Source organism: Acidithiobacillus sp. YTS05 (assembly GCF_024396695.1).
GTDB classification, from domain to species: Bacteria; Pseudomonadota; Gammaproteobacteria; order Acidithiobacillales; family Acidithiobacillaceae; genus Igneacidithiobacillus; species Igneacidithiobacillus copahuensis.
This window is the reverse complement of the sequence record NZ_CP094359.1, coordinates 2279714-2301830: the sequence shown is the minus strand read 5'-3', so window position 1 is coordinate 2301830 and position 22117 is coordinate 2279714. Positions and strand designations below refer to the sequence as shown.

Sequence of the window (22117 nt, the reverse complement as noted above, 5' to 3'; positions counted from 1 at the left end):
GCTGGCTGCGGCCGGCTAACGCCGCCGCCAGACGGTGACTTGGGCGATGCTGTGCTGGTATTTCCGCGCCGTTTCGCGAATTACGAAGGGCAGATCGCGGGGATAGCCGGGAAGCAGATCGAAAGTTTCTTCCAGGTTTTCCTGCAAGCCTTGCAGGCTGTCGAGGATTTCCCCATCCCGGCGTATTCCACCAAGCCAGTTTTCCTTGGGAGTGAATTCCCCCAGCCAGGTGTAGGGAGAACTGATCACCAACAATCCACCTGGGCGGATGCGCACGGCCATCTCGCGCAGGAACTTTTGCGGATCGCGCAGGCGGTCGATCAGGTTAGCGGCGAGGACCAGATCGAAATCGCGATGGATCGGCTTGAGGTTGAGAGCATCCCCCTGCAAAAACTGACACCGGCTGGCAGTCGCCGCCAGACCCAGGGCGTTGAGATCTGCCCAATGGTGGTTCTGCAATTCTCCTTCCTCGGCGATGGCATAGGGAAAACGCAGCTTTTCCTGCAGGCGTGCCGCGACCTGCACGAAGCGGGTGGAAAAATCGATGCCGAGAACGCTCTCTGCGCGAGTTGCCAGAGCGAAGCTGCTCCGCCCTACGGAGCAACCGATATCGAGAACACGCTGTGGCCGCCCCGCGCCCCATTCGGCCAAGGCCAGATCCGCGATGGCTTGGGCATAATTGGCGACGCCAAAATAGTCGGGACCAAAATGAAAGTGGCAATACTGTGCCACCGCAACATCGCTCTCATAGATCGGGACCTCGGACAGGGGATTGTCCGAGTGCACATAGCGAAAGCCTGCGTGCTGGAAAAAATGACGCCGGAAGGCGTAACGAGCCTCGCTTTGCGTCTCGTTGCCCAGACTGATGAAGGAGCCGCCCTTGATCAAGTTATGGCGCTGGTCAAAGGTCGGCACGGTGAAGTCATCGTAATACGGGTGCACACGGAAACCCGCGAAAGGATAGATGGGAGTTTCCGTCCACTGCCAGACATTGCCGACCACGTCGCAGAAATCGCCGTGTCGGAAGCGATCGACGGGGCAGGGCGAGGCACCATGGGCAAGCCCGATCTGGGCCGGTGCCATTTCGCCCCAGCTGTCGCTGTCGCCAAGCCCGGAGAGATCGCGCAGACGGCGCCATTCGTCCTCGCTTGGCAGGCGCAGATTGGCGCCGGTCTGTTCTGACTTCCAGCGGCAAAAGGCGCTGGCTTCATGATAGTTGACCTCCACTGGCCAGGACCAGGGCATGGGGCGTTCTTCGGCAATGAGGCGCAAGCGCCAACCCGCCGGATCTTGCCGCCAAAAGCTAGGGTGCTGGGGACGGACATATTGTCGCCACTGTTCCCCTTCGCCGCTCCACCAGCGCGATTCCTGATAGCCACCGCCTTCGACAAAGGCGAGAAACTCCGCGTTACTGACCAGCATTTCGCTGGCAGCAAATGCCTGTAACTCCTGTTCGTGCGAGCCATATTCGTTATCCCAGCCATAACGCAGGGCATCCTCGTCCTTACCCAGGCGCACCCGTCCGGCGGGAACATCCCGCAGACGGTTTTGCGGGATCTCCCGCGAGGCGGAAGGGAGAGCTTCGGCGGTGAAGGCGGCTACCGGGCGCACGCGTTCCAAGGGGAGTTGCCGCATGAGGACGGAGCTCGTTTCGATGTGGATGTTTTCGTGCTCGATGCTCATCAGCACTGCCCACCACGGCGAGTCCCAGTGTATCGGTAGTTCCAGAGGCAGACGGCTGATTACCCCGTCAACCATCTCGCGCACCTGGTTGCGGTAGGCGCGGACGCGATCCACCGTCGGCCAGTCGTAATGGGTCTCGTCAAGATCGTCCCAGGACATCTCATCGACGCCGACCGCAAAGATCGACTCCAAAGCGGCATCGATGTGTCCGTCCAGCAGTCCGGCAACGCGGAATTTGTTGCTGAAAAAGGTTGCCGTATGCCCAAAATAAAAGATCAGCGGATGTCGTAGGGGAATTGCCTTTTGGTACCAGGCATCCGCATCGCGCAGATGTGCAAACAGCGCTTCGTCCAGACTGAAGGTTTGGTGAAAGACGCGCCGGATCTCTTCCCGCTTTTCCTCCGGGTGCCGACCGTCCAGCCGCAAGGGGTGAATACGCATTCCGCTCATGAAGATCCTCCCGATTCTGGTATCAGAATACCACAAGATACCGTCCGGTCGGAAAACAAAAGCCCCGCTGGAGCGGGGCCAGGTTGGAGCGGGATAACATCAGACGTGGGCGGGCTGAGATGGTTTTTTCAAGGGCACGATCCGATCCTCACCACTGACCTCCTCCAGGGTTTTGCCGCTGGGCTCGGGGATGAAGAAGATGGTAAGCAGGAGACCTGCGAGAGCGAAGAAGAAGGTGATCATCAGCGTGCCATGCAGCCCGAAGTCATGCAGCAGGACGGGGAAGATGAAAGCACCGATGAAGGCGCCGACCTTGGCGGTACCCGCCGACAGCCCATGCCCGGTGGTACGCAGATTGACCGGGAAGACCTCGCCGGCAATGACAAAGGTGGTCGTGTTGGGACCATATTCGGCGAAGAAGTAGGACAAGCCATAGATCACCAGGAACACGCCGATACTGGCAGAGACTGCGGGAAACGCGCCAATCAGCAAAAACATCAGTCCCATCATGAAAAAGCCGAGCATCTGCAGGCTCTTGTGACCGATACGGTCGATGGTGAAGGCCGCCAGAAAATAGCCGGGCACGGCGGCCACTGCAAAGACGATCAGGCTCAGGGCGGTGCTTTGCATGACATCGGCATGGGGCGCCAGACGATGCATGATCATCGGGGTCGAGATGGTGTTACCGTAGTAGGCATAGTCAAAGACAAACCAACTACCGGCAGTACCGATCAGGGTTAAGAGGTACTTGGACAGGGGCTGCTTGACGATTTTCGCCTCTGGCTTACGCGCCGTGGCGGTGCCCAGGCTAAAAGACGCCAGCTCCCGCGCCGCTGCCTCACTATCGCCTTTGACCCGCGCCAACCAGCGCGGGGATTCGGGCAGGGTTCGCCGGATATAGATCACCGCCAGGGCGGGCAGGGCCCCCAGGCCGAGCATCAGGCGCCAGGCCAGGTCGTGGTTCATCCCCGCTGCTAGCAGGGTCAGGGCCACCACCGGACCGGTGACCAGGCCGATGGCCTGCGCCGAGAACACCAGGGAGACCATGCGTCCTCGGGACTTGCTATTGGCGTATTCCGACATCAGCACGGCCGACATCGGATAGTCGCCGCCGATTCCCAACCCCAGGATGACACGGGCGATGATCAGGACGGTGACGCTGGGGGCCACGGCCGATAGCAGCGCACCGATTACCATCAACAGGGCTTCCAGGCCGTAGATCTTTTTGCGGCCGAGTTTGTCGGCGAGAATGCCGAAAACATAGGCTCCGACGAAGGTGGCGATTAGGGAAATGGCTCCCACCAGCCCTACTTCGTCCGGACTTAGATGCCATTGCTCTTTGATCAGCACCAGAGCGGTACCAATGATGAAGAGATCATAGGCGGAGGTGAAAAAGCCCATGGAAGATGCCCACATGGCCTTCAGATGAAAGGGACTGAACGTGGCGGTGTTGAGAGCGCTGGAAATATCGCTATCCCCGACGCTGGTAGTGGCGTTGCTCATGCGGTGACCTCCTGCAGTTTGCGGCTATGTACTGAGCAGGACCATAGTCTATACCTTTTATGTGACATTATGATGAAGCTTTTATGACACTTTTATGACAGCTTACTGGCCGCCGATGTAGTCGAGCTGTCGCCATGCCTCGAAGACAGCGACGGCGCAGGAGTTCGAAAGATTCAGGCTGCGCTGTCCGGGTCGCATGGGGAGACGGAGAAGACGGTCTGGAGGAAATTCTGCGAGGACCGCGTCGGGCAGCCCCCGGGTTTCCGGACCAAAGAGAAAGACATCCCCGGCGGCAAAGCGTGCCTCGGCAAAACTTCCTGCAGCCCCTTTGGTGCTGAAGGCAAAGATCCGCCGGTCACCGAATTGGGCGGCGCAGTCTGCCCAGCAGGCATGCCGCTGTACCTCGGCAAATTCATGGTAATCCAGGCCGGCGCGGCGCAGACGGCGATCCTCCCAGGCAAAGCCTAAGGGCTCGATCAGATGCAGGCGCGCCCCGGTGTTGGCGCAGAGACGGATGACGTTGCCGGTGTTGGGAGGGATTTCGGGCTGATAGAGCACCAATTCGATGAAGGGTGTGCTCACAGTGCGCGCGCCAGAATCCACAGATCCACCCGCTGCACGCCCTGTGCTTTGAGGAGTTGCGCCAGCGCTTCTGCGGTACTCCCGGTGGTCATGACGTCATCGACCAGGGCTATGTGTGCCGGTAGTTTGCCACGCAGGGTAAAGGCGGACTGCAGGTTGGCACGGCGTTGGTCGCGGCTACCTCCCACCTGATGAGGGGTGTTGCGGGTACGACGCAGGACATCGCGCAACGGAATCCGGTATGCACGCGCCCAGTGCCGCGCCAACAAAGCCGCCTGATTGTAGCCGCGTTCGGCCAGACGGGCCGGGTGGGCAGGCACTGGCAACAAGGCACCGGGGCGTGCCGGCAGGCTCTCCGTGGTCCAGGTCCGTAGCCAGGCCTGGGCCAGCGGGCGGGTCCAGTCCAGCCCGCCATGAAATTTCCAGGCGCTGATGGCTGCGGCCAACGGATGGGTATAGACGAAGGGGCAAAAGGTGTAATCGTAGCTGGGTGCCTCGATACTGCAGACCGGACAGTCGCCATCGGCATTGACGGGCAGGGCGCACCAGCTACAGCCGTCGGCGGGCAGTCGGGGCAGTTCGCGGTGGCAATCGTCACAGATCGCGGTTCCGGGTGCCGAGCAGAAACGGCAGCTTTCCGGCAGGAGCCAAGAGACGAAACGTCCCGGTGCCTCGCGCCAAATCTCTCGCCTCGATAACCCGAGTGGTATTGCTAGCAAGCTGCCATCCCCTCTGCCCAGGCAGCATTGTCACCATTGCCTGACGCATTGACAAGGCGCGCCCAGCTCCCCTATACCGTGCCCATGACGATAGCCAGCACCCTGCACTGCGATTGGGAGGCAGCCCTCGCGGCGCGCGCCGAGGCGGGACTTCTGCGCCAGACGGAAGTTCTGCAGCCGCTGCCGGGGCCGCGGCCCTTCTACCGCGACAGCGCTGGCCAGACCCTGCTTTCCTTTGCCAGCAATGACTATCTCGGTCTTGCTCGGCACCCCGCCTTGCGGGCGGCGGCCACTGCGAGTTTTGCCAGTGGCGAGTACGGTGCGGGCGCCGCGCCCCTGCTTGGTGGTGTGCGGGCGGAGCATGAGGCCCTGGCGCAAGCCCTGGCTGATTGGCTGGAGGTGGAAGACGTCCTGCTCTTTGGCTCGGGCTATCTGGCCAATCTCGGCATACTGAGTGGGCTGGTCGAGGGCCGTGACCTGCTCCTCCTCGACCGCCTTGCCCATGCCTCCCTCATCGACGGCGCGCGACTCAGCGGGGCCCGCCTGCAACGTTTTCGCCACAACGACCTCGCGCATCTGGAAACGCTGCTGCAAAAGCCGCGGCGTGGCCGAGCCTGGATCGTCAGCGAAGGGGTGTTCAGTATGGATGGAGACCTGGCCCCGCTACCGGAATTGTCGGCCCTCGCCGCGCGTTATGACGCCGGTCTGCTGCTGGACGAGGCGCATGCCTTTGGTGTGCTCGGCGCGCAGGGGCGGGGTAGTCTGGCGTACTGGGGTTTGCCAGCCGGGGCGGTGACCCTGCGCGTGGGCACTCTCGGCAAGGCCTTTGGCAGTTATGGTGCCTTTGTTGCCGGTCCCCGCCGCCTCACGCGCTGGTTGCAGCAGGCAGCCCGCAGCTATCTCTTTCATACCGCTTTGCCGGCGAACGTCGCCGCGGCCAGTCGCGCCGCCCTCGACCTACTGCGCGAGGGAGAGGGGTTACGTCAGCATCTACAGGGGCTCCGCAATACCCTGCAGGCCGGTCTGCAGGGGCGGGCGTTTCTGCCCAGCCAGACGCCCATCCAGGGGTTGATCCTGGGTAGCAACGCAGCAGCCTTGCGGGCGGCCGCTGCTTTGCGCAGTGCGGGCATCTACTGTCCGGCGGTACGACCGCCGACTGTGCCCGTGGGGCAAGCTCGACTACGCATCAGTCTCAGCGCTGCCCACAACCAAGACGACATCCAGCGTCTACTCTGTGCCTTGCAGCTCATAGCGGGTGGCGAGTGATGCGCCAACGTCCGCATCTCGTCCTGTTGCATGGCTGGGGTATGGAACGGCGGGTCTTCTCGCCCTGGCTGCCAATGCTGGAGCAGGATTTTCACGTGCACAGCTGGGAGCTTCCGGGACACGGCGAGCGTCCCTGCCCGGCGGCAGGCTGGCAATGGGAAACGGAGCTCGACGACTTGCGCGAGCGGCTGGCGGCAGTCCCCGCAGCTTCCATTCTCTTGGGCTGGTCGCTGGGTGGATTACTTGCCCTGGCCCTGGCCTTGCGTGGAGATCTGCGTCTGACAGGATTGGTGTTGGTCGCCACTTCCCCCTGTTTTGTCGAACGCCCCGACTGGTCAGCGGGAATCGCAGCGCAAACCCTCGACGATTTCGCTCGAGAACTCACGCGCGATGCCCAGGGGCTGCGGCGGCGTTTTTTTGCCCTGCAGACCCTGGGGGATCCTGCCGCCCGCGCCCGTATGCCGCAGATTGACGACTGGCCCTTGCCAGATCGCGACTGTTTGCAGGCAGGTTTGGAATTTCTGCGGGATATCGATCTGCGTCCTTCCCTACATGCTCTTCCCTACCCGGTGTTGCTGTTGCAGGGGGATGCCGACCGGATCGTGCTGCCGGCAGCGGCGGAGGCCCTGCAGCAGGCCCTGCCCGGGAGCGTGCTGCGCCTGCTACACTGTGGTCACGCCCCCTTCCTCAGCCAGCCCGCGGCCTGTTCCCAAGCCCTGCGTGAAGTCTTTCTCGCATGATCCTGAACAAACACCTCGTTCGTCGCCACTTTGCCCACGCTGCAGCAGACTATGAGGCACTGGCCACCCTGCAGAATCAGGTCGGGCAGGAAATGATCGAACGTCTGGATCTGCTAAAGATCGACCCGCAGATGCTACTCGACCTGGGTGCCGGGACGGGCTTGCAGAGTCGGCGTCTGAATCGTCGCTTTCCCCGCGCTCGGGTGCTCGCCGTCGATCTGGCACTACCCATGCTGCAAGAAGCGCGCCGCCGCAAATCCTGGCGCCAACGGCAGTGGTATCTGCAGGCCGATGCGGAACGGTTGCCCTTGCGCGATCAGTCGTTGCAAATGGTGTTTTCGAATTTTGTCCTGCAATGGCTGCCCGACCCCTTGCCCGCCTTGCGGGAGCTGCGGCGGGTGCTCCAACCGGAGGGGCTTATACTCTGCAGCTCGCTGGGGCCCGATAGTCTACGCGAGCTGCGACAGGCCTTCCGGTCCGTCGACGAGGAGCCGCATGTGCATGATTTTTTGGATATGCACGATCTTGGCGATGCCATGGTGCAGGCCGGTTTCGCCGACCCGGTGCTCGATGTCGAGCGCTACGAACTGCACTACGACGATCTGGATACGCTGCTGCGTGATCTGCGCGGTATTGGCGCAGGCAACTCCCAGCCTCGTCGAGGCCTCTTTACGCCGCGGAAATTGCAACGCCTGCGTAGCGCCTACGAGGAATTTCGTACGCCAGACGGTAAGCTGCCTTTGCAGTACGAGGTCGTCCATGCCCATGCTTGGCGGGCTGCCGACCGGCCGTCAGGAGAGTTGCAACCCCTGCAATTTATACCGCGCAGGCGCAACTGATGGCGCAGGGATATTTCATTACCGGTACGGATACGGAAGTCGGCAAGACCCACGTCACGGCCGCTCTTGCCAGCGCCTTTGCCGCGCGCGGTTTGACGGTGGCGGCGCTCAAACCCTACGCCTCGGGGCAGGAGGCCGACGGCACCTGGACCGACATCGAGCAGTTGCGCGCTGCCAGTCATCCGCCCTTGCCGCAGAAGGAGTGCAACCTCTATCGTTTCGCTCCGCCCATCGCGCCGCATTGGGCGGCGCAGCTGGCGGGGCAGAACATGGATCGCAGCCGGTTGACCGCCTTCGTGCAGGCCCGTGCACAGCAGGTGGATCGCCTCCTCGTGGAAGGGGCAGGGGGGCTACTCGTGCCCCTGGGCCCCGGCTGGGATACCCTGGACTGGATCGAGGAACTTGGATTGCCGTTGATTCTGGTGGTTGGTTTGCGCCTGGGTGCCATCAATCATGCCCGTCTCAGCGAGGCCGTCGTTCTGCAGCGCGGGATACCCTATGCGGGATGGATCGCAAACCACTGCCAGGAACAAGTCGCCGCCGGCACCCTTGAGACCCTGCAGGAGCTGATGCTCGGCAACTATCTTGGTAGATTGCCTTTTCTTGCGACGGAGTTCGACGGCCTCGAGCTTCCGTAATGCTCAGGATCTGTTTACACTCTTCCCAATATTAGAAGCGCATTGCAGGCGTCAACATGCCGCAAAAAGTACAGAGAAGGGAGCGTGTGGGATGGTGTGGATCAAGACATTGGCGTGGCTGTTGCTCAGTGCTTTCCTGATGACGATAGGGATGGTCCTGGTGATCTCCCTGGCATTGTTGCCGTTTTCCGGCAGTGACCTCTCCTCTTCGCTGCACACCTTGCTCCCATGGCTGCCGCTGCTTGTTTTCGGATGGAGCCTTTTCGGCGCTCTGTTTTTCGGGTTGCTTACACCTTTGGTGGTCCAGCGCGGCTTACACTTGCAGCGCTTGGGCGCGACGCCCCGAGAGCACTTCGCGACTGCTGTCGCCAATGAACTTGCACAACGCCTGGGAATGCCAGCGCCCCAACTTTACCGGTTTTCCGCCGCAGGCCCCAACGCCTTTGTGCTGGGCATGGGTCAGCAACATGCCTGGCTGGTCTTGTCTTCGGACCTCCTGCAATCGGCTTCCGACGCAGAACTACGTGCCGCCATCGCCCATGAAATGGCGCATATGTACTATGGAGATATGCTCAGCATGCAACTCTTGCTGGGCACGAGTATTGTCGCGGCCTTTGCCCTGGCACAAATTCTGACCATGCTCTTTCATACTCCGCAGCAATCGCGATCCCTTTTGTTGAGCGTGCTGCAAGTCGTCATTTTTCTGTTTGCGCTGCTCCCCATCGCCTGGTTTTCGCGGCGCCGGGAATATGCGGCGGATCGTTTCGCCGCCGAGCAGTATGGGGTTGCCGGGATGATGTCGCTGCTGCGCCGACGGGTGTCTGCCAATACGCAGGACGACTGCTGCGGACCTTTGGCAGCACTGGCCACCTTTGGTCAGAGTCGAGGACTTCTGGCCGGACATCCGACGCTGGAACAACGGATCGCCGCCCTGCAAAGCAAAGATCCAGCGCGCTGACGCGGGCCAGCTAACGTACATTGCGCCTCGCGCCACCCCGGAGAATGTAAGAAAATCTGGGGGTGGAGATGGCGAGATGAGGTCGAGCAACATTTTGGCGATTCCATCCCGAGCTTAACGTGACCCGCCAGGCCGACTCGTACCCCGGACTGCCTCTTCTCAGATCGCACAGGAAAAGGGCCACCTGAGGCTTGCCTCAGATTGGTAACTTCGGCACTGGCACCCGCCATCTCCCCTTTTTGATCATAGCTGGGGTTTCCTATAAATGGCTAACGTTTAGCTTGAGGGGCCGGCCGACGGCGGGCAAAGCCCGCTGTTGGACAGTCCCTCTCGAAGCGGTTGTTAGCCGTAGTTTTAGCGAACAACGGCACGATGTTTCCTCTCCTCGCCGCGAACCATTTTCCCTTCGCGCATGAGTAACCCGAGCACACTCCAAGCAAGATAATCCTTGGACCCACCGGCGTAATCGCTTTGAAGGCCAAGAGATTTTGATGCGTCGGAATTAGTGATTCCGTCAGGGTTGGCCTGGGCTAGCTCAAGGTAACCGTCCAAACCAGACCGCTATTGCCCCAATTGCGGTTATCTGAGTCTTTTTTTGTCGGCAGCTGGCGGGTGGGGCTGGACGGGTCCAGCGTCCCTCACCGGCGAGAGTAGATGGGGTGGGATATTCCAGCTCCGGCCGTTGTCGGTGACCACGGTGACGGTCTTGCGGTTGTATTTGACCACCGTGCCCAGCAGGCGTCCGCCCTGGTAGGCAAAGCTGACACGCTGGCCGGGAGTAAAGCGCATCATCTCCAGGTGCGCCTGCATCGATTCGAGCATTTTCAGGCGCGCCACTACGCGCTGGTTGAGCCCCAGCAGTTCTTCGAAGCTCAGGCCATCGATGTCAACGGGCATGGTCGAGATCCGAGCGCAGGGGCTTGGCGGCAAAGCGCTCCTTCCAGACCCGAGGGGTCAGTGCTTCGACATCCCGGGCCGGGTGCAAGGCAACCCGTTGCAGGACATCGACCAGATAGGTGTAGGGATCCACGCTGTGCAGGCGGCAGGTGCTCAGCAGGCTCTGGATGATGCCGACGTGCCTGGCTCCCACTTCGCTCCAGCAGAACAGCCAGTTCTTGCGCCCCATCGGAATGACCCGCAGGGCCCGCTCCAGATGATTGGTGTCGATGGGTACCTCGGGATCGCGCAGGTAGACCTGCAGTTGGGCTTGGTGATTCTCGGCATAAACCAAGGCCTTGGCCAGGAGATCGGTGTTGAGCAGATCCATGCGTTGGCGCTGCTGGTGACACCAGCCGAAGAAGGCTTCGGCAACCGGGCCGGCATGGCGGCTGCGATGGTCGCGCTTCTGCTCGCCTTCGAGTCCCTGCTCCCGAATCCGCTGTTCGATACGGTAGAGTTCGCCGATCCAGGTGAGGGCCTCGGCAGCGGCCGGGTCCTGCTCCTGCGCCCGTTCGAAGTAGCGCCGGGCATGCGCCCAGCACTGGGCCTGGGTCACCTGAGGGCGGGATTTGGCATAGCGGTCATAGGCCGCATAGCCGTCACTGAGCAACACGCCTGCAAAGCCCTCGAGCTGTTGTTCAATGTGCACGCTGCCACGGCTTGTCGACCAGGTGAAGCACAGCTCGTCGTCCTCGCCATAGATCGGCCAGTACCAGGTCGCCTGTAGCTGCCCCTGCTTCTTGCGTCCCGCCTTGATCGGTGTCTCATCCATCGCCAGGACCCGGCTTTGTAGAATGTGTCGCCACTGGGCATCGTAGATCGGGCGCAGGAGCTCAATGGCCCGTTGGGTATAGTTCGTCGTAACCGCTCAAACCGCACCGTACTTTCGGGGCTGGCTGGCGAGCTCTAACCTGCTTTTGTTTTCACTGAGCAGGAGTGCGATATGAACCCGCGACGCAGCCAGAGCGACTGGCAACGACTGATCGACGAGCAGAAGGTTTCTGGCCTGAGCCAGAAGGCATTTTGTGCCCAAACTGGTATAGCGGTGGCGACCTACCAGTATTGGAAGCGCAAGCTGCGGGTCGATGCTGCGGTCCAATCGGACGCGGTGACGGGTTCCCGGAAGGACTGGCTCGAGCTGACCCCCGAGCTGTCCGAGCCGGCGCTTGGCTGGCACATCGAGCTCGATCTGGGCCACGGGGTGTGTCTGCGGCTGCGTCAGGGCTGAGCATGCTACTGCCGGAGTCCGGTATCCGGGTGTGGCTGTATGCGCCGCCTGCGGATATGTGAGGTGGCCCCCCTGGATTGGACAGCCTGCTGGAGTGATTAAGCTCTGAACCTGTTTCCATGGCGGGTCAGGCCACCAGCCTTTGTAAACCTTCTGCATAGACCACATCGGGTGTTCTGTCTCCCAGAGAGGAGTGCGGTCTTTCGGCATTATACCAGTCGAAGTAGGCTCTGAGGCCAGCTTTCAGCTCGGTTCCAGTTTCTGCTGGCCGCAGGTAGACGTGCTCGTATTTGACGGTGCGCCAAAGCCGTTCGACAAAGACGTTATCTAGGGCCCGGCCTTTGCCGTCCATACTGATTCGAATGCCGTGCTGGCGGAGTACAGAGAGGAAGGACTCCGCGGTGAACTGAGCGCCCTGATCCGTGTTGAAGATCTCGGGGGTGCCATAGCGGCGTATGGCCTCTTTCAGGGCCTCTACGCAGAAACCCGCATCAAGACTGTTGGAAACCCGCCAGGACAACACCTTACGACTGAACCAGTCCACTACGGCTACGAGGTATTGAAATCCTCGTGCCATGGGCAGATAGGTCACATCCGCGGACCAGACCTGGTGGGGACGGTCCACCGTCACGCCACGCAACAGATAAGGATATTTTGGGTGCTGGGGGTGGGGCTTGCTGGTGTGTGGTCCGGGCGCCACCGCGGCAATGTCGAGGATACGCATGGCCCGGTGTACCGTTTTGCGGTTGACCACGACATTCTCCGCTTTCAGCATCCGATGGATCTGCCGCCTACCCATGAATGGAAAGGCGGTGTAGAGGCGATCGATCGCCCGCAACAGCCCGTCGCCCATCGGCCGAGGATGCGCGCGGTAATAGACCGTACTGCGGGGCACGCCCAAAAGAGCGCATTGCCGTTGCACAGAAACTGGGGTTTGGGCCCGGTCGATCATTTGGCGCCTTTCCCGATCCGAGACATGAGACCGGGCCTGGAGGCTAAAAAATCGCGTTCCATCTCCAGCTGTCCGATCTTCCGATACAAAGCCTGCACGTCCACGGGCTCCTCGGTCCGGGACTTTCCCCGTTCAAAGGCCGTGGCCGCATGCTCCACCAGCTGCCGGCGCCAGGCATTGATCATGGTGGGGTGTACCCCAAATTCTTGCGCCAGCTCGGCCATCGTCTTATCGCCCTGCAAGGCCGCCAGGGCTACCTGCGCCTTGAATTCCGGCTTGTACTGCTTGCGTTTTCCCTTCATCCCTCGACTCCTTTCCTGAAGCCCAGAGCTTAACCCCTTGTCCAACTTTCGGGGGCCACTTCAATGCGCAAGTCCTTCGATGGGCTCAGCGCCCTGGTGCGACAGAAGTTGGCCGACGGATCGATTCCGGGTGCGAGGACGTTTTATGCTTTGGAATCAATGAGTTGCATGCACGGCATTATAGCATTTCGGGCCTCTCATGGCTACGGTTTTTGCCCTTTTCGAAGCGCTTGAAGCGGCGCAGCGAGGATAGATCAATGCCTTCGATCATCAGACTCAGGTCTGTCCAACTCAGTGCCTGCCGGTCACCCGCTTGCTCGTTGAAATGAAAGCGACCCGCCTCCAAGCGCTTGCTCCACAGGCAGTAGCCGCCTGGCTCGAAGTACAGCACTTTCAACTGCGTGCGCCGGCGGTTGAGGAACACGAAGAGCTGGCCGCTGGCCGGATCCCCGGCGAGCTTCTGTCGCACCAGGGCGCTGAGCCCATCGAAGGACTTGCGCATATCCGCAGGCGGCGCATACAGCCACACCCGGATACCGGACTCCGGCAGTAGCATGCTCAGCCCTGACGCAGCCGCAGACACACCCCGTGGCCCAGATCGAGCTCGATGTGCCAGCCAAGCGCCGGCTCGGACAGCTCGGGGGTCAGCTCGAGCCAGTCCTTCCGGGAACCCGTCACCGCGTCCGATTGGACCGCAGCATCGACCCGCAGCTTGCGCTTCCAATACTGGTAGGTCGCCACCGCTATACCAGTTTGGGCACAAAATGCCTTCTGGCTCAGGCCAGAAACCTTCTGCTCGTCGATCAGTCGTTGCCAGTCGCTCTGGCTGCGTCGCGGGTTCATATCGCACTCCTGCTCAGTGAAAACAAAAGCAGGTTAGAGCTCGCCAGCCAGCCCCGAAAGTACGGTGCGGTTTGAGCGGTTACAGCTCAAGAACAGCTGCCTTCAGGAGTTCCAGGCCAATTTGAGCTTTCTCAACAACGCCAGCGGGAACCGTCAGGTTGCGTCGAGCTTTAGGCGCGGCGCCAGATGGCATTACCGAATTTGTGAGGAGGCCGCCCGTGTCCTCAGAACCAAACGCTGCGATTAACTCGGCTTCCAATTTCAGTGCTTGGGCTTCGGTTAGGTCATCAACAAGTACTGCCGTCACGACTTCGTGACCTTGTTCTTGGATTTCAGAGATGCGCCTTCCTTTGCGAATCGCATCCACGCGCAAGGTGTGATCCCAGGCGCAATTGCCTGTCCCTTTCCCGATGTAAAAAGGCTTCGCAGGGGAAGATCTTGGATCTTTCAGTGCGTAGATGTAGTAAGGATTCATAGCGCTTGGTTTACCCGTGGGGATGACGGCTAACCTTTGAATTCACCGGACTGCGCGGCTTTTCGCGCAGGTCCGGTGGAATGATGGGTTGGGCCTCGGAATTGACACTGCACGCAACCTGATTGATTTGCCTATTGAACTGCGACATAGATGCTCTCGCAGATATGAGCGACGAAGTTTAGAGATTGGTCGACGTCTGACTGAATAATTGGCCAGCGCATGTTTGGAAAGCTGGGATCAACGTCTGCCTCGTGCGCGATCTTGTTTCGTCGGTCCACAATGAGCTTGAGTCGAGCTTTGACATCCTGTTCAGGCATGGACAATTGCAGTGCGACCTGCTGCCAAAGGTTCACGTCAGAGAATAGACGTATTGCATCTGCGATTTTGTCAGGCTGCTGAAATGAGAGAAAACTGTGCCGCTCGCGGATGTCGGATTCAAACCACGCGTATCCCGTGCTACCAGAGAGTACCGAATCCATCGCAACACGGTACTTCAGAAATGCTGGCGTGCGAGGTCGCCTTCCTTCTAATACGGCAACCATTCCCAGCACTGTAATTTCGTGAACGTAGTAATCGAGGGCACTTACCCCAAGGACAAGCTGCGCTCTGAGTAAGTCCGAGGAGTCTACTGCGCTTGTCGTCAGCGACGACAAGACGTCGTGTAGACCGCCCAAGTGGCGAGCGCGGTCCATGCTTGTTCGGAATGCGTCAATGGCCTTGATCATAGGACGTGAGGGTCAGGATGCGATCTGCCGCGTCTGAGAAAAGGTCGCGAAATTGGTGCATTGACTTCTTCGTACGCTCTAGGACGACTCCAGTCTGCTCTAGTTGTGCGTCGCTCAGTGCGAATACGGGAACCTTATGCTTCTGAGAGAGGGCGATTAGGCTGTTGAAGTCCGACATCTGCAATAGAGGCTTACCCGGAGGGATGTCGATGCTTTGGTAAGCGGCATCAGCCATCAGCATGTCAGCAGCCTTAAGTGCAGGAAGTAGCTTTTGTTGGACTCCGCTTTCAATCTCGTCAATCCAATTCTGAAATGCTGCTGAGGGTGTTTGTCCTTCCCTGAGCCGATATTTCTGCACAACTGTACCCAAGAATTTTGGACTAACTGTTGGGAATGGGTAGGCTGCTTTTTGAAGGACTGCGACGCCCTGCGCCTGCTTAGCCCATGCCCTCCACTTTGGGAGGACGGAAGCAAGGGAGTCGGTTGCCATTACCGAAAAATAGTCAGGCGCCATTGGCACCAAGAAGTGGTCGCTCGTCATCAAAAGGTTTTGGTTGATGGGACCAAGGCTCGGACTCATGTCGACCAAGATATAGTCAATTTTGTACTTCAACGCAGTTAGGCGAAATAGGTAATGTAGCGCCCCAGGAAGATTCTGGAGGGTTACTAGTGATCCGGAAAGTTCTTGAGCAATACCGAGTGTTACTTCGTATTCAGCTAGTCCGATATGCCCCGGAATGAGATACATGTTTGGCTGGCCATCAATAGACTCACAGGTTACTGGGTCGATTGGTGCGGGACGCGATTCGAATGCCGGGGCAAGCCCATCGCGGATGTTTCGGACGCCGCCAGATTCGTAAATCGTGGCGAATTCTTCAGGGCCCTTGAACCCTAAAACCATTCCAGTCAGATTGCACTGTGGATCGCAGTCCGCAAGAAGTACCTTCTTTCCTTTAGCGGCCAGCATCCAACCCAGATTGAATGCGGTTGTGGTCTTGCCTACACCGCCCTTGTGGTTAAAGAGGGAGATTTGAATCGCCATGGGTTTAGGTTCCTGTAGAGGGGTTATCGGCGTAGAGCAGGATCAGTGCGTGGTGAATGAAGGTAAGCGAATTAGAGGCCCAACTACTATTAGGATTATTAAACCTACCACCGTATACTGCCTAAGTCAATCGCTCGGGCAGACGGTGTCAACCCAAAGCTGAAATGTCCTCTTTTCTCCCAGACTGAAATGTCCCCTTTCTCATGCCTTTTGTGGTGTCAGACGGTAGCGGAGGGTGAAGAAGTTGCGCCTCGTCTCCACGGATGGTCGGGTGCGGGCTTATAGGTTTTGCGATGGAGCTGGATGGTCTTGGCTTGCTCGACGGTGGCATGGATGCTCTTCTCGTCGTCTACGGGGATGGGCGGCTCGCCTTCGTTGAGGATGCGATAAGGCAGAGCCTTCCCTTGATAAAGCAAGGTCACCGTGCCGTCGAAGGCCTCGCAGACCGTGATCTGTGCCCCTCTGAGGCGATAGCCTTTGCCCTGTCCGGTGAGCTGGTACTCCCGGTTCTTGTACTGGAGGGTGAGGTTCTTCGAGAGCTTGCGGTGGCTTTGGAGGCTGAAGATCAGGTCGAGCTCCAGAGCGTCGTGCAGCACCGGACGATGCGCGTCGGTGGCATTCTGCGGAGCCACGGCGAAGCGTGCGTTGTACTCCTTTCTGAAGCTCGGCAGGAAGGCGTTGGCGGCGTCGATGTCCGAAATGCCGGCCAGACGCAGCTCCTTGACCAGGCGATCCTGGAGGGTCTGATTGGCCCGCTCGACGCGGCCCTTGGCCTGCGGTGTGTTGGCGTGGATCGGTGCGATGTCGAGGGTCTTGAGCGCGCGGGTGAACTGCGTCAGTTCCCCCTCCCTCTCCGGGTGGTTCACCCGGAAGATGCCGTGCTTGTCGGAGTAGAGCGCCACCGGCCGCCCATGCTCGCTCAGGTAGCTGCGCAGGGTCTCCAGGTAGGCTTGGGTCGTCTCGGCGGGGGCGAAGCGCAGGGCCAGCAACTCGCTGGTGGCATCGTCGATGAACACGATCAACGTGCGACGCGGTCCCCGACCTTCGGCTATTGGCGCAAAGGAAAGACTATCTATGAGCGCGAAAATCAAATACACCGATGAACCTCTTGGCAAGATTCAGGTGCTTCCTGACTTCCTTCCTTCGCCAGCCGAATTGGCGTTTCGTGAAGAGCGCATCCCCGTTAACTAGATACACCATGTGATGTTCATCGATTATGCGCACTTGATAACGGGCAAGAGGCTCATATGCTCTACGAAGGGCAGGAAATCCTGATCCTGAAACAGTAGTGGGCACTGATTCTCGATGCTGTAGGTGGCAATGAAAACGTCGATCGTCTTTCGTATTGTGACGCCACGTTTGCGTAGCGCTCTGTAGTGCTCGGCGCACTTGATGGCGTTCGCTTCACCAAGCATCTCTACAACGATAAGAGAACTCATGAGGCTTTTGGCGATCTTGTAGTCCGCATCGCTCCGAAAGCCCTGTAGCACTTCGGCAAGGATCACGTCACCCACGGCCAGAGCTTCAACCCCCAGCAGGGCGTCGAGCGTGTCGGTTTCGCGGCTAGCAACACCGTTGAAATAATCGATCCAGACGCTGGAATCGACCACTATCATCGGGCAGTCCGTACTGCTGTCAGATCGCCCTCCCAGGTCAGTTTGCCTCTATACTCTTTGATGGTCGCCTGTTTCTTTAGCGTAATTAACGTCTTCAGACCAAGCTCCACGGCTTCCTTCTTGGTTTTGAGGCCGGTGGCTTTCAGGGCCTCATCCATGAGCTTATCGTCTATCACGATGTTGGTCCGCATCGTTGTCTCCTCAATGTGTATCAATAGTTAATACTATACACACCAGAGGCTTGGCGTGTCACGCTATGCCCGCGCATGACAATTCGTTGCGGTGAAACGGCATGGCAAGCCTGCTATAGTCACCGCTTATTTTCCGTTTCGAGAAAGGTATGCAGTACGCTGCGACCGGTTTATTCAGTCATTTTTCGCCGTGGGCGATTGCTGGCGTCTTTGGTCTCCTCGGCAGTTCCTGGGCGCTGTCTGCCTGGCAGCGGCTTGGAGTGGGGCGGGAGTTGTGGTGGTCGGCGCTGCGTGCCACCGTCCAGCTTGCTATCATGGGCTTTATCCTGGGTTGGCTGTTTCGCCAGGAGTCACCACCTCTCCTCATTCTGTTTCTTGCCCTGATGATCTTCACTGCCGGTTTCTTCAATCGCAAACGCGGGGCGGGAATCCCACATGCCTACTGGGTGGGAACTGCAAGCATCTTCCTGGCCACCACGATCACCCTAGCGTGGATGTTGGTGTCGGGTCTGGTCACCTGGAAGGGGCAGTCCCTGGTGCCGATCGGGGGGATGATCATCGGCAACTCGATGAACGCGGTTTCGCTTGCCCTGAATCGTTTGCGTAGTGAGGTCGACCAGCGCGAGGATCTGCTACTTGCCATGCTCGCCCTAGGCGCCACCGAGCGCCAGGCCATGCGCCAGCTCTACGCGATGGTAGTGCGCAGTTCCCTCATCCCCACGTTGGACAGTCTGAAAAGCGTGGGCATGATCCATATACCGGGCATCACTGCGGGGATGATTTTGGCGGGCATGGCGCCGCTTGCGGCGGTATCGATGCAGTTGGTGGTGATGCTAATGTTGACCGCCGCGGTGAGTCTGAGCGTCGCCAGCGCCGTAGTCCTTGCCGGGCCGCGGGCGTTGCGCTTTCCTGCGCGAGTGGACGCCGTATGAGCATGACCCCCATTGCTGAGCGCGTGCGCGGTTTTCTGCCGGTGGTAGTGGATGTCGAAACTGCCGGCTTCGATTGCCAGCGCCATGCGCTGCTGGAGATCGCTGCGGTGGTAATTGCCGGAGAGAGCGGTAACTTGCAGCCGGTGCAAACTCTGCACTATCACGTAGAACCTTTTGTCGGCGCCATCCTGGATCCGCAGGCCTTGGCATTTAACGGGATCGATCCTGAGCATCCCCTGCGCGGCGCCATTCCTGAGGCGCAGGCGCTGCGCGAGCTGTTTCGGGCGCTGCGCGGCCAAGTGCGTGATCAGCAATGTCGTCGTGCCGTTTTGGTGGGACACAATGCCAATTTTGATCTGTCTTTTCTGCACGCCGCTGCGGCACGAGAGCAGCTAAAAAACAGTCCCTTTCATCCTTTCAGTACCCTGGATACGGTCACACTGTCTGCTTTGGCGCTCGGTGAAACCGTCCTCGCCAAAGCGGTGCGCAAGGCCGGCTTGGATTGGGATGGAAAACAGGCGCATTCGGCCTTATATGATGCAGAAAGGACCGCTGCATTGTTTTGTTGGATCTGGAACCGTTTTGATCAGAGCGAGATTTCGCCCTTTTCTCCGCTTCCCGGGTCGTCATCTCTTCTCGACAGGAGTAGCACATGACTTATCGTTTACGCATCGAACCCAGTGGCCATGAAATGGACATCGAGGCCAACGAAACGATCCTCGAGGCAGCCCTGCGTCATGGCTATGCCTTGCCCTATAGCTGTCGCAGTGGCACGTGTGCAACCTGTAAAGGCAAGATTCTGGCGGGATCTGTCGATTATGGGGACGTCGATGAAAAGATGTTGCCGGATGAAGAGATGGAGGCAGGTTTTGCCCTCTTTTGTCAGGCGACACCGTTAACGGATTTATCGATTGAGGCGCGCGAGGTTGGTGCTGCCGCTGGGATCGAAATCAAGACTCTGCCTTCCCGGGTGGCGCGTATCGTTGACCTCGCGCCCGAGGTACGAGCCCTGTTTTTACAGCTGCCCAGCACCCAGGAATTTCGCTTTTTACCTGGCCAGTACATCGATATTCTGCTCAAGGACGGCAGTAGACGAGGCTTTTCCATCGCCAATATGCCAGGACCCGGCGCGCAGCTGGAGCTGCACATCAAGCATGTCCCGGGTGGCCAGTTCACCGGGCATGTCTTTTCCACCATGAAGGAAAAAGACATCCTGCGCTTTGAAGGTCCGCTGGGTACTTTCTTCATCCGTGATGACTGGCCGGAGCGCCCATTACTCCTGGCGGCAACGGGAACGGGCTTTGCGCCGATCAAGGGAATGCTGGAACAACTCTTTGCCAATCCTGATACCCGCGATATCCATTTTTACTGGGGTGTGCGCTATGCCCAAGAATTTTATTATCAGGAACTGTTACAGGAATGGCAGGCGAGGCATCCTAACTTTCACTTCCATCCCGTGGTTTCGCGTCCAGATGCCTCCTGGAATGGGAGAACTGGTTATATCACCACGGCAATCGGCGCGGATTTTCCCCAGCCGAAAGACCTTGTCGCCTATCTTTGCGGGCATCCGGATATGGTCTTCGACTTGGCCGAAAGTCTGGAGCAATCCGGTCTCGATTCGCAATATATATTTTCTGACGCTTTCGTATTTGCGAAAAGTAAAACGAGCTGACATAATCTCTGGCGTTGGCGTAGATGACGCCAAATCTTCGGTAATGGGGAGCTCGGAAAATGGAAAAGCAGAAAAGACATCGGCGTACGGCGGAAGAACGTTTGGCAGATCTGGAAGCCAAAAAACTGCAGATGGAAGCTCGCATGCGCGAGCAGATGAACAAGATCGAGGAGCAGAAGCGCCGCTTGCAGGAAAATCCCAAACTCAAGCGTGAGCGTGATGCGCAGCGGCGTATGCTGGTCGATCGTATTTCTCGTTTGGCCAATGGCTGGGAGGCGACGCAAATCCTTGCAGCCGTGGCAGAAGTTTATGAACGAGTGAATGGGGACGAAGCCAAGATGAATGCGCTGCATCAGCGCGGTGAGGCTTTGATGCAGGAGCTGAAGCCTCGTCGTGGACGTCGCCCGCGCAACAGTATTTGATTACGCGCTAGCCAAGCAAAAGGGCCTGCTGCATGCCGGCCCTTTTGCTTTATCCACTTCATTTCTTGCGCCATCGGGACAGGGTGGCAATCCGATGCGCCATGTACGCACGGATGTACCAGGGCTGACCGCGTTTGCGCAGCAGGTTGCGGGCGCGCTGCTGCATCTGCTCCAGCTCCAGATCGGGCTCCTTGAATTCCCCAGACGCGTAGCAGTAGCTACAGAACTTCTTGCTGCGGCTGCCGTCTGCTTCGCTGCCTCCGCCCTCTGGATCGAAGCACAGAGGCATGCCGCAGCTCTGGCAACGTTGTTTCTCCAATTCCCACTGCCGTTTTAATTTTTTCATAGGATCCTTCCTTACAGGTCTTCCGGAGCTTCCAGCTCCAGGGCCTCCAGGTAGAGGTGAGCCATGCCCAACAGAAATACGACGTTGGGCAACAAAAAGGTAAGAATGCCGGCGGCAAACCAGGACAGACGCTGGCCGCTATGGGTCCAGTGGACGATGGGGGCGACACTCTGCTGCCACTGCTGCACCGCGACATGCAGATTGGGGAGCCAATCGAGCAAGAGCGCCTCGCCGCCACCATGGTCGTACAGCGCATTCGCCAGAAATGGCGTTGCCGCCGCCAGCGTCAGGGCATAGCCGCCGTAAAGAAGCAGAATGATGACTACCGCCACAGCGCTGCTCAATACTCCGAGCAAAAGCATCATCAGTAACACGGAACCAGGCCGTTTCCGAGCGATGGTAATGGTATGTCGCAAGGCTTTTGCCACTCCCTCGCCATGCCAGAGGGCGGGGCCCGACAAATTGAAGACAATAATCGCGAGGATGAGCAATGCGGCATTGAAAATGACTGCCAAAGGAAAGAGCGGTACAACGAGATAGGGACCAAACGCAGGAATGCGCGTCAGACCAAAGGCCAGCATTTCGACGACACCGATTCCCAGCAGCAGCAGTCCCTCCATTACCACCAGTAAGAGAAGGCGCGGCCAGGCCCGCAATGCGAACGCGATACTGCGCCAGATACCTGGGCTGCGCTCGCCGCGGGCGTCGTAGACCAGCAGACGTCCGGCGGCCAGGTAGCCAATCAATACAGCCAGGACGAAGAGAGCCGCGCCCAGCACTGCGCCCGCTGCGTCCTGTCCCCAGCTGGCTAGGCCCTCCCAAAGGATAGCCCCGGCGAGGATGCATCCGCCGTAGACGACATTGGGACGCCAGAGGGTGACGCCATGCAATGCCTGCAAAAGCAGGGTGAAAGAAAAGTCGCTGTGGCTGTTATGTTGGTGGAACATTGGGCACCATGCAGAGGATTGGCGCTAAGAATAGCAAATGGCAAAGCCGACTGCATCGCGTGGATGGTGTTGGGAGGCGCTCCAGTGCTAGACTGACCGACGAGTCA

General features: G+C 59.1%; 25 protein-coding genes and 2 pseudogenes. 10 read left to right on the top strand and 17 right to left on the bottom strand.

The window, feature by feature from the left end:
- Window positions 1-15 precede the first annotated feature (15 nt).
- The 4 genes from ovoA to MQE22_RS11350 form a co-directional block, all read right to left on the bottom strand.
- Window positions 16-2133, bottom strand: a complete 2118-nt coding sequence (ovoA, locus tag MQE22_RS11365) for a 5-histidylcysteine sulfoxide synthase (protein ID WP_215873024.1) — start codon at window positions 2131-2133, stop codon at window positions 16-18.
- 99 nt (window positions 2134-2232) lie between these two features.
- Window positions 2233-3636 (bottom strand): MFS transporter, encoded by a 1404-nt coding sequence (locus tag MQE22_RS11360; protein WP_215873023.1) that lies wholly within the window; start codon window positions 3634-3636, stop codon window positions 2233-2235.
- A gap of 102 nt (window positions 3637-3738) precedes the next feature.
- A complete protein-coding gene (locus tag MQE22_RS11355; RefSeq protein ID WP_215873022.1) occupies window positions 3739-4218 on the bottom strand; it encodes a tRNA (cytidine(34)-2'-O)-methyltransferase in 480 nt (159 codons plus the stop codon).
- Window positions 4215-4937, bottom strand: coding sequence for a ComF family protein (locus MQE22_RS11350; protein WP_226827824.1), 723 nt, complete (start codon window positions 4935-4937; stop codon window positions 4215-4217). Before MQE22_RS11350 ends, MQE22_RS11355 begins: the two co-directional genes overlap by 4 nt.
- 84 nt (window positions 4938-5021) lie before the next feature.
- On the opposite strand from MQE22_RS11350, the gene MQE22_RS11345 reads away from it, so the two are divergent.
- From MQE22_RS11345 to MQE22_RS11325, 5 genes are all read left to right on the top strand, one after another.
- Window positions 5022-6203, top strand: coding sequence for an aminotransferase class I/II-fold pyridoxal phosphate-dependent enzyme (locus MQE22_RS11345; RefSeq protein ID WP_215873090.1), 1182 nt, complete (start codon window positions 5022-5024; stop codon window positions 6201-6203).
- On the top strand, window positions 6203-6943 hold the full coding sequence (locus tag MQE22_RS11340) for an alpha/beta fold hydrolase (protein ID WP_215873021.1): 741 nt from the start codon (window positions 6203-6205) through the stop codon (window positions 6941-6943). The genes MQE22_RS11345 and MQE22_RS11340 overlap by 1 nt, the downstream gene beginning before the upstream one ends.
- A complete protein-coding gene (gene bioC, locus MQE22_RS11335) occupies window positions 6940-7782 on the top strand; it encodes a malonyl-ACP O-methyltransferase BioC (RefSeq protein ID WP_215873020.1) in 843 nt (280 codons plus the stop codon). The genes MQE22_RS11340 and bioC overlap by 4 nt, the downstream gene beginning before the upstream one ends.
- Entirely contained in the window at window positions 7782-8420 is a 639-nt protein-coding gene (gene bioD, locus MQE22_RS11330; protein ID WP_215873019.1) for a dethiobiotin synthase, read from the top strand. Before bioC ends, bioD begins: the two co-directional genes overlap by 1 nt.
- A gap of 91 nt (window positions 8421-8511) precedes the next feature.
- Window positions 8512-9378, top strand: coding sequence for a M48 family metallopeptidase (locus MQE22_RS11325; protein WP_215873018.1), 867 nt, complete (start codon window positions 8512-8514; stop codon window positions 9376-9378).
- Between the two features lie 579 nt (window positions 9379-9957).
- Here MQE22_RS11325 and MQE22_RS11320 read toward each other — a convergent pair.
- Both MQE22_RS11320 and tnpC read right to left on the bottom strand, forming a co-directional pair.
- Entirely contained in the window at window positions 9958-10275 is a 318-nt protein-coding gene (locus MQE22_RS11320; RefSeq protein WP_215873017.1) for a hypothetical protein, read from the bottom strand.
- Window positions 10265-11176, bottom strand: a pseudogene (tnpC, locus tag MQE22_RS11315) (IS66 family transposase); the annotation flags it as partial. The pseudogene tnpC and the gene MQE22_RS11320, both read right to left, overlap by 11 nt.
- Before the next feature lie 84 nt (window positions 11177-11260).
- On the opposite strand from tnpC, the gene tnpA (MQE22_RS11310) reads away from it, so the two are divergent.
- Window positions 11261-11545, top strand: a complete 285-nt coding sequence (gene tnpA / locus MQE22_RS11310; protein WP_215872660.1) for an IS66 family insertion sequence element accessory protein TnpA — start codon at window positions 11261-11263, stop codon at window positions 11543-11545.
- 127 nt (window positions 11546-11672) lie between these two features.
- On the opposite strand, the gene MQE22_RS11305 is transcribed toward tnpA (MQE22_RS11310), so the two are convergent.
- The 9 genes and pseudogenes from MQE22_RS11305 to MQE22_RS11265 form a co-directional block, all read right to left on the bottom strand.
- Window positions 11673-12799, bottom strand: a protein-coding gene (locus MQE22_RS11305; protein WP_480082161.1) for an IS3 family transposase whose coding sequence is annotated in 2 segments (ribosomal slippage) — window positions 11673-12530 and window positions 12533-12799 — 1125 coding nt in all. Because the reading frame shifts where the segments join, the coding sequence is not laid out codon by codon here.
- Between the two features lie 178 nt (window positions 12800-12977).
- Window positions 12978-13355 (bottom strand): IS66 family insertion sequence element accessory protein TnpB, encoded by a 378-nt coding sequence (gene tnpB / locus MQE22_RS11300; protein WP_215872661.1) that lies wholly within the window; start codon window positions 13353-13355, stop codon window positions 12978-12980.
- Window positions 13356-13357: 2 nt separating this feature from the next.
- Window positions 13358-13642, bottom strand: coding sequence for an IS66 family insertion sequence element accessory protein TnpA (gene tnpA, locus MQE22_RS11295; protein WP_215872660.1), 285 nt, complete (start codon window positions 13640-13642; stop codon window positions 13358-13360).
- 79 nt (window positions 13643-13721) lie between these two features.
- Window positions 13722-14117 carry a GIY-YIG nuclease family protein gene (locus tag MQE22_RS11290; protein ID WP_215872659.1) on the bottom strand — a complete coding sequence of 132 codons (396 nt, stop codon included), beginning with the start codon at window positions 14115-14117 and terminating at the stop codon, window positions 13722-13724.
- A gap of 131 nt (window positions 14118-14248) precedes the next feature.
- Complete coding sequence (locus MQE22_RS11285) at window positions 14249-14809, bottom strand: HEPN domain-containing protein (RefSeq protein ID WP_215872658.1); 561 nt, start codon at window positions 14807-14809, stop codon at window positions 14249-14251.
- Between the two features lie 16 nt (window positions 14810-14825).
- Window positions 14826-15884 (bottom strand): ParA family protein, encoded by a 1059-nt coding sequence (locus MQE22_RS11280; RefSeq protein WP_215872657.1) that lies wholly within the window; start codon window positions 15882-15884, stop codon window positions 14826-14828.
- Between the two features lie 218 nt (window positions 15885-16102).
- Window positions 16103-16930: pseudogene (locus tag MQE22_RS11275) on the bottom strand (ISNCY family transposase); the annotation flags it as partial.
- Between the two features lie 168 nt (window positions 16931-17098).
- The gene (vapC, locus tag MQE22_RS11270; RefSeq protein WP_215872887.1) at window positions 17099-17500 is read right to left on the bottom strand and encodes a type II toxin-antitoxin system VapC family toxin; all 402 of its coding nucleotides are present in this window, start codon (window positions 17498-17500) and stop codon (window positions 17099-17101) included.
- Window positions 17497-17691, bottom strand: a complete 195-nt coding sequence (locus MQE22_RS11265) for a type II toxin-antitoxin system VapB family antitoxin (protein ID WP_215872888.1) — start codon at window positions 17689-17691, stop codon at window positions 17497-17499. Before MQE22_RS11265 ends, vapC begins: the two co-directional genes overlap by 4 nt.
- A 149-nt stretch (window positions 17692-17840) precedes the next feature.
- Between MQE22_RS11265 and MQE22_RS11260 the strand changes: the two genes are divergently transcribed.
- Genes MQE22_RS11260 through MQE22_RS11245 form a run of 4 tightly spaced genes read left to right on the top strand, consistent with a single transcriptional unit; the run spans window position 17841 to window position 20717 of the window.
- Entirely contained in the window at window positions 17841-18623 is a 783-nt protein-coding gene (locus tag MQE22_RS11260) for an ABC transporter permease (RefSeq protein ID WP_215872889.1), read from the top strand.
- The gene (gene rnt / locus MQE22_RS11255; RefSeq protein ID WP_226827806.1) at window positions 18620-19279 is read left to right on the top strand and encodes a ribonuclease T; all 660 of its coding nucleotides are present in this window, start codon (window positions 18620-18622) and stop codon (window positions 19277-19279) included. The genes MQE22_RS11260 and rnt overlap by 4 nt, the downstream gene beginning before the upstream one ends.
- A complete protein-coding gene (locus MQE22_RS11250; protein WP_215872890.1) occupies window positions 19276-20295 on the top strand; it encodes a CDP-6-deoxy-delta-3,4-glucoseen reductase in 1020 nt (339 codons plus the stop codon). Before rnt ends, MQE22_RS11250 begins: the two co-directional genes overlap by 4 nt.
- 59 nt (window positions 20296-20354) lie before the next feature.
- The gene (locus MQE22_RS11245) at window positions 20355-20717 is read left to right on the top strand and encodes a hypothetical protein (protein ID WP_215872891.1); all 363 of its coding nucleotides are present in this window, start codon (window positions 20355-20357) and stop codon (window positions 20715-20717) included.
- Between the two features lie 58 nt (window positions 20718-20775).
- Here the strand turns inward: MQE22_RS11245 and MQE22_RS11240 are convergent, their stop codons facing one another.
- Both MQE22_RS11240 and MQE22_RS11235 read right to left on the bottom strand, forming a co-directional pair.
- Window positions 20776-21063 carry a zinc ribbon domain-containing protein gene (locus tag MQE22_RS11240; RefSeq protein WP_215872892.1) on the bottom strand — a complete coding sequence of 96 codons (288 nt, stop codon included), beginning with the start codon at window positions 21061-21063 and terminating at the stop codon, window positions 20776-20778.
- Between the two features lie 11 nt (window positions 21064-21074).
- Window positions 21075-22010 (bottom strand): hypothetical protein, encoded by a 936-nt coding sequence (locus tag MQE22_RS11235; RefSeq protein WP_215872893.1) that lies wholly within the window; start codon window positions 22008-22010, stop codon window positions 21075-21077.
- Window positions 22011-22117: the final 107 nt, after the last annotated feature.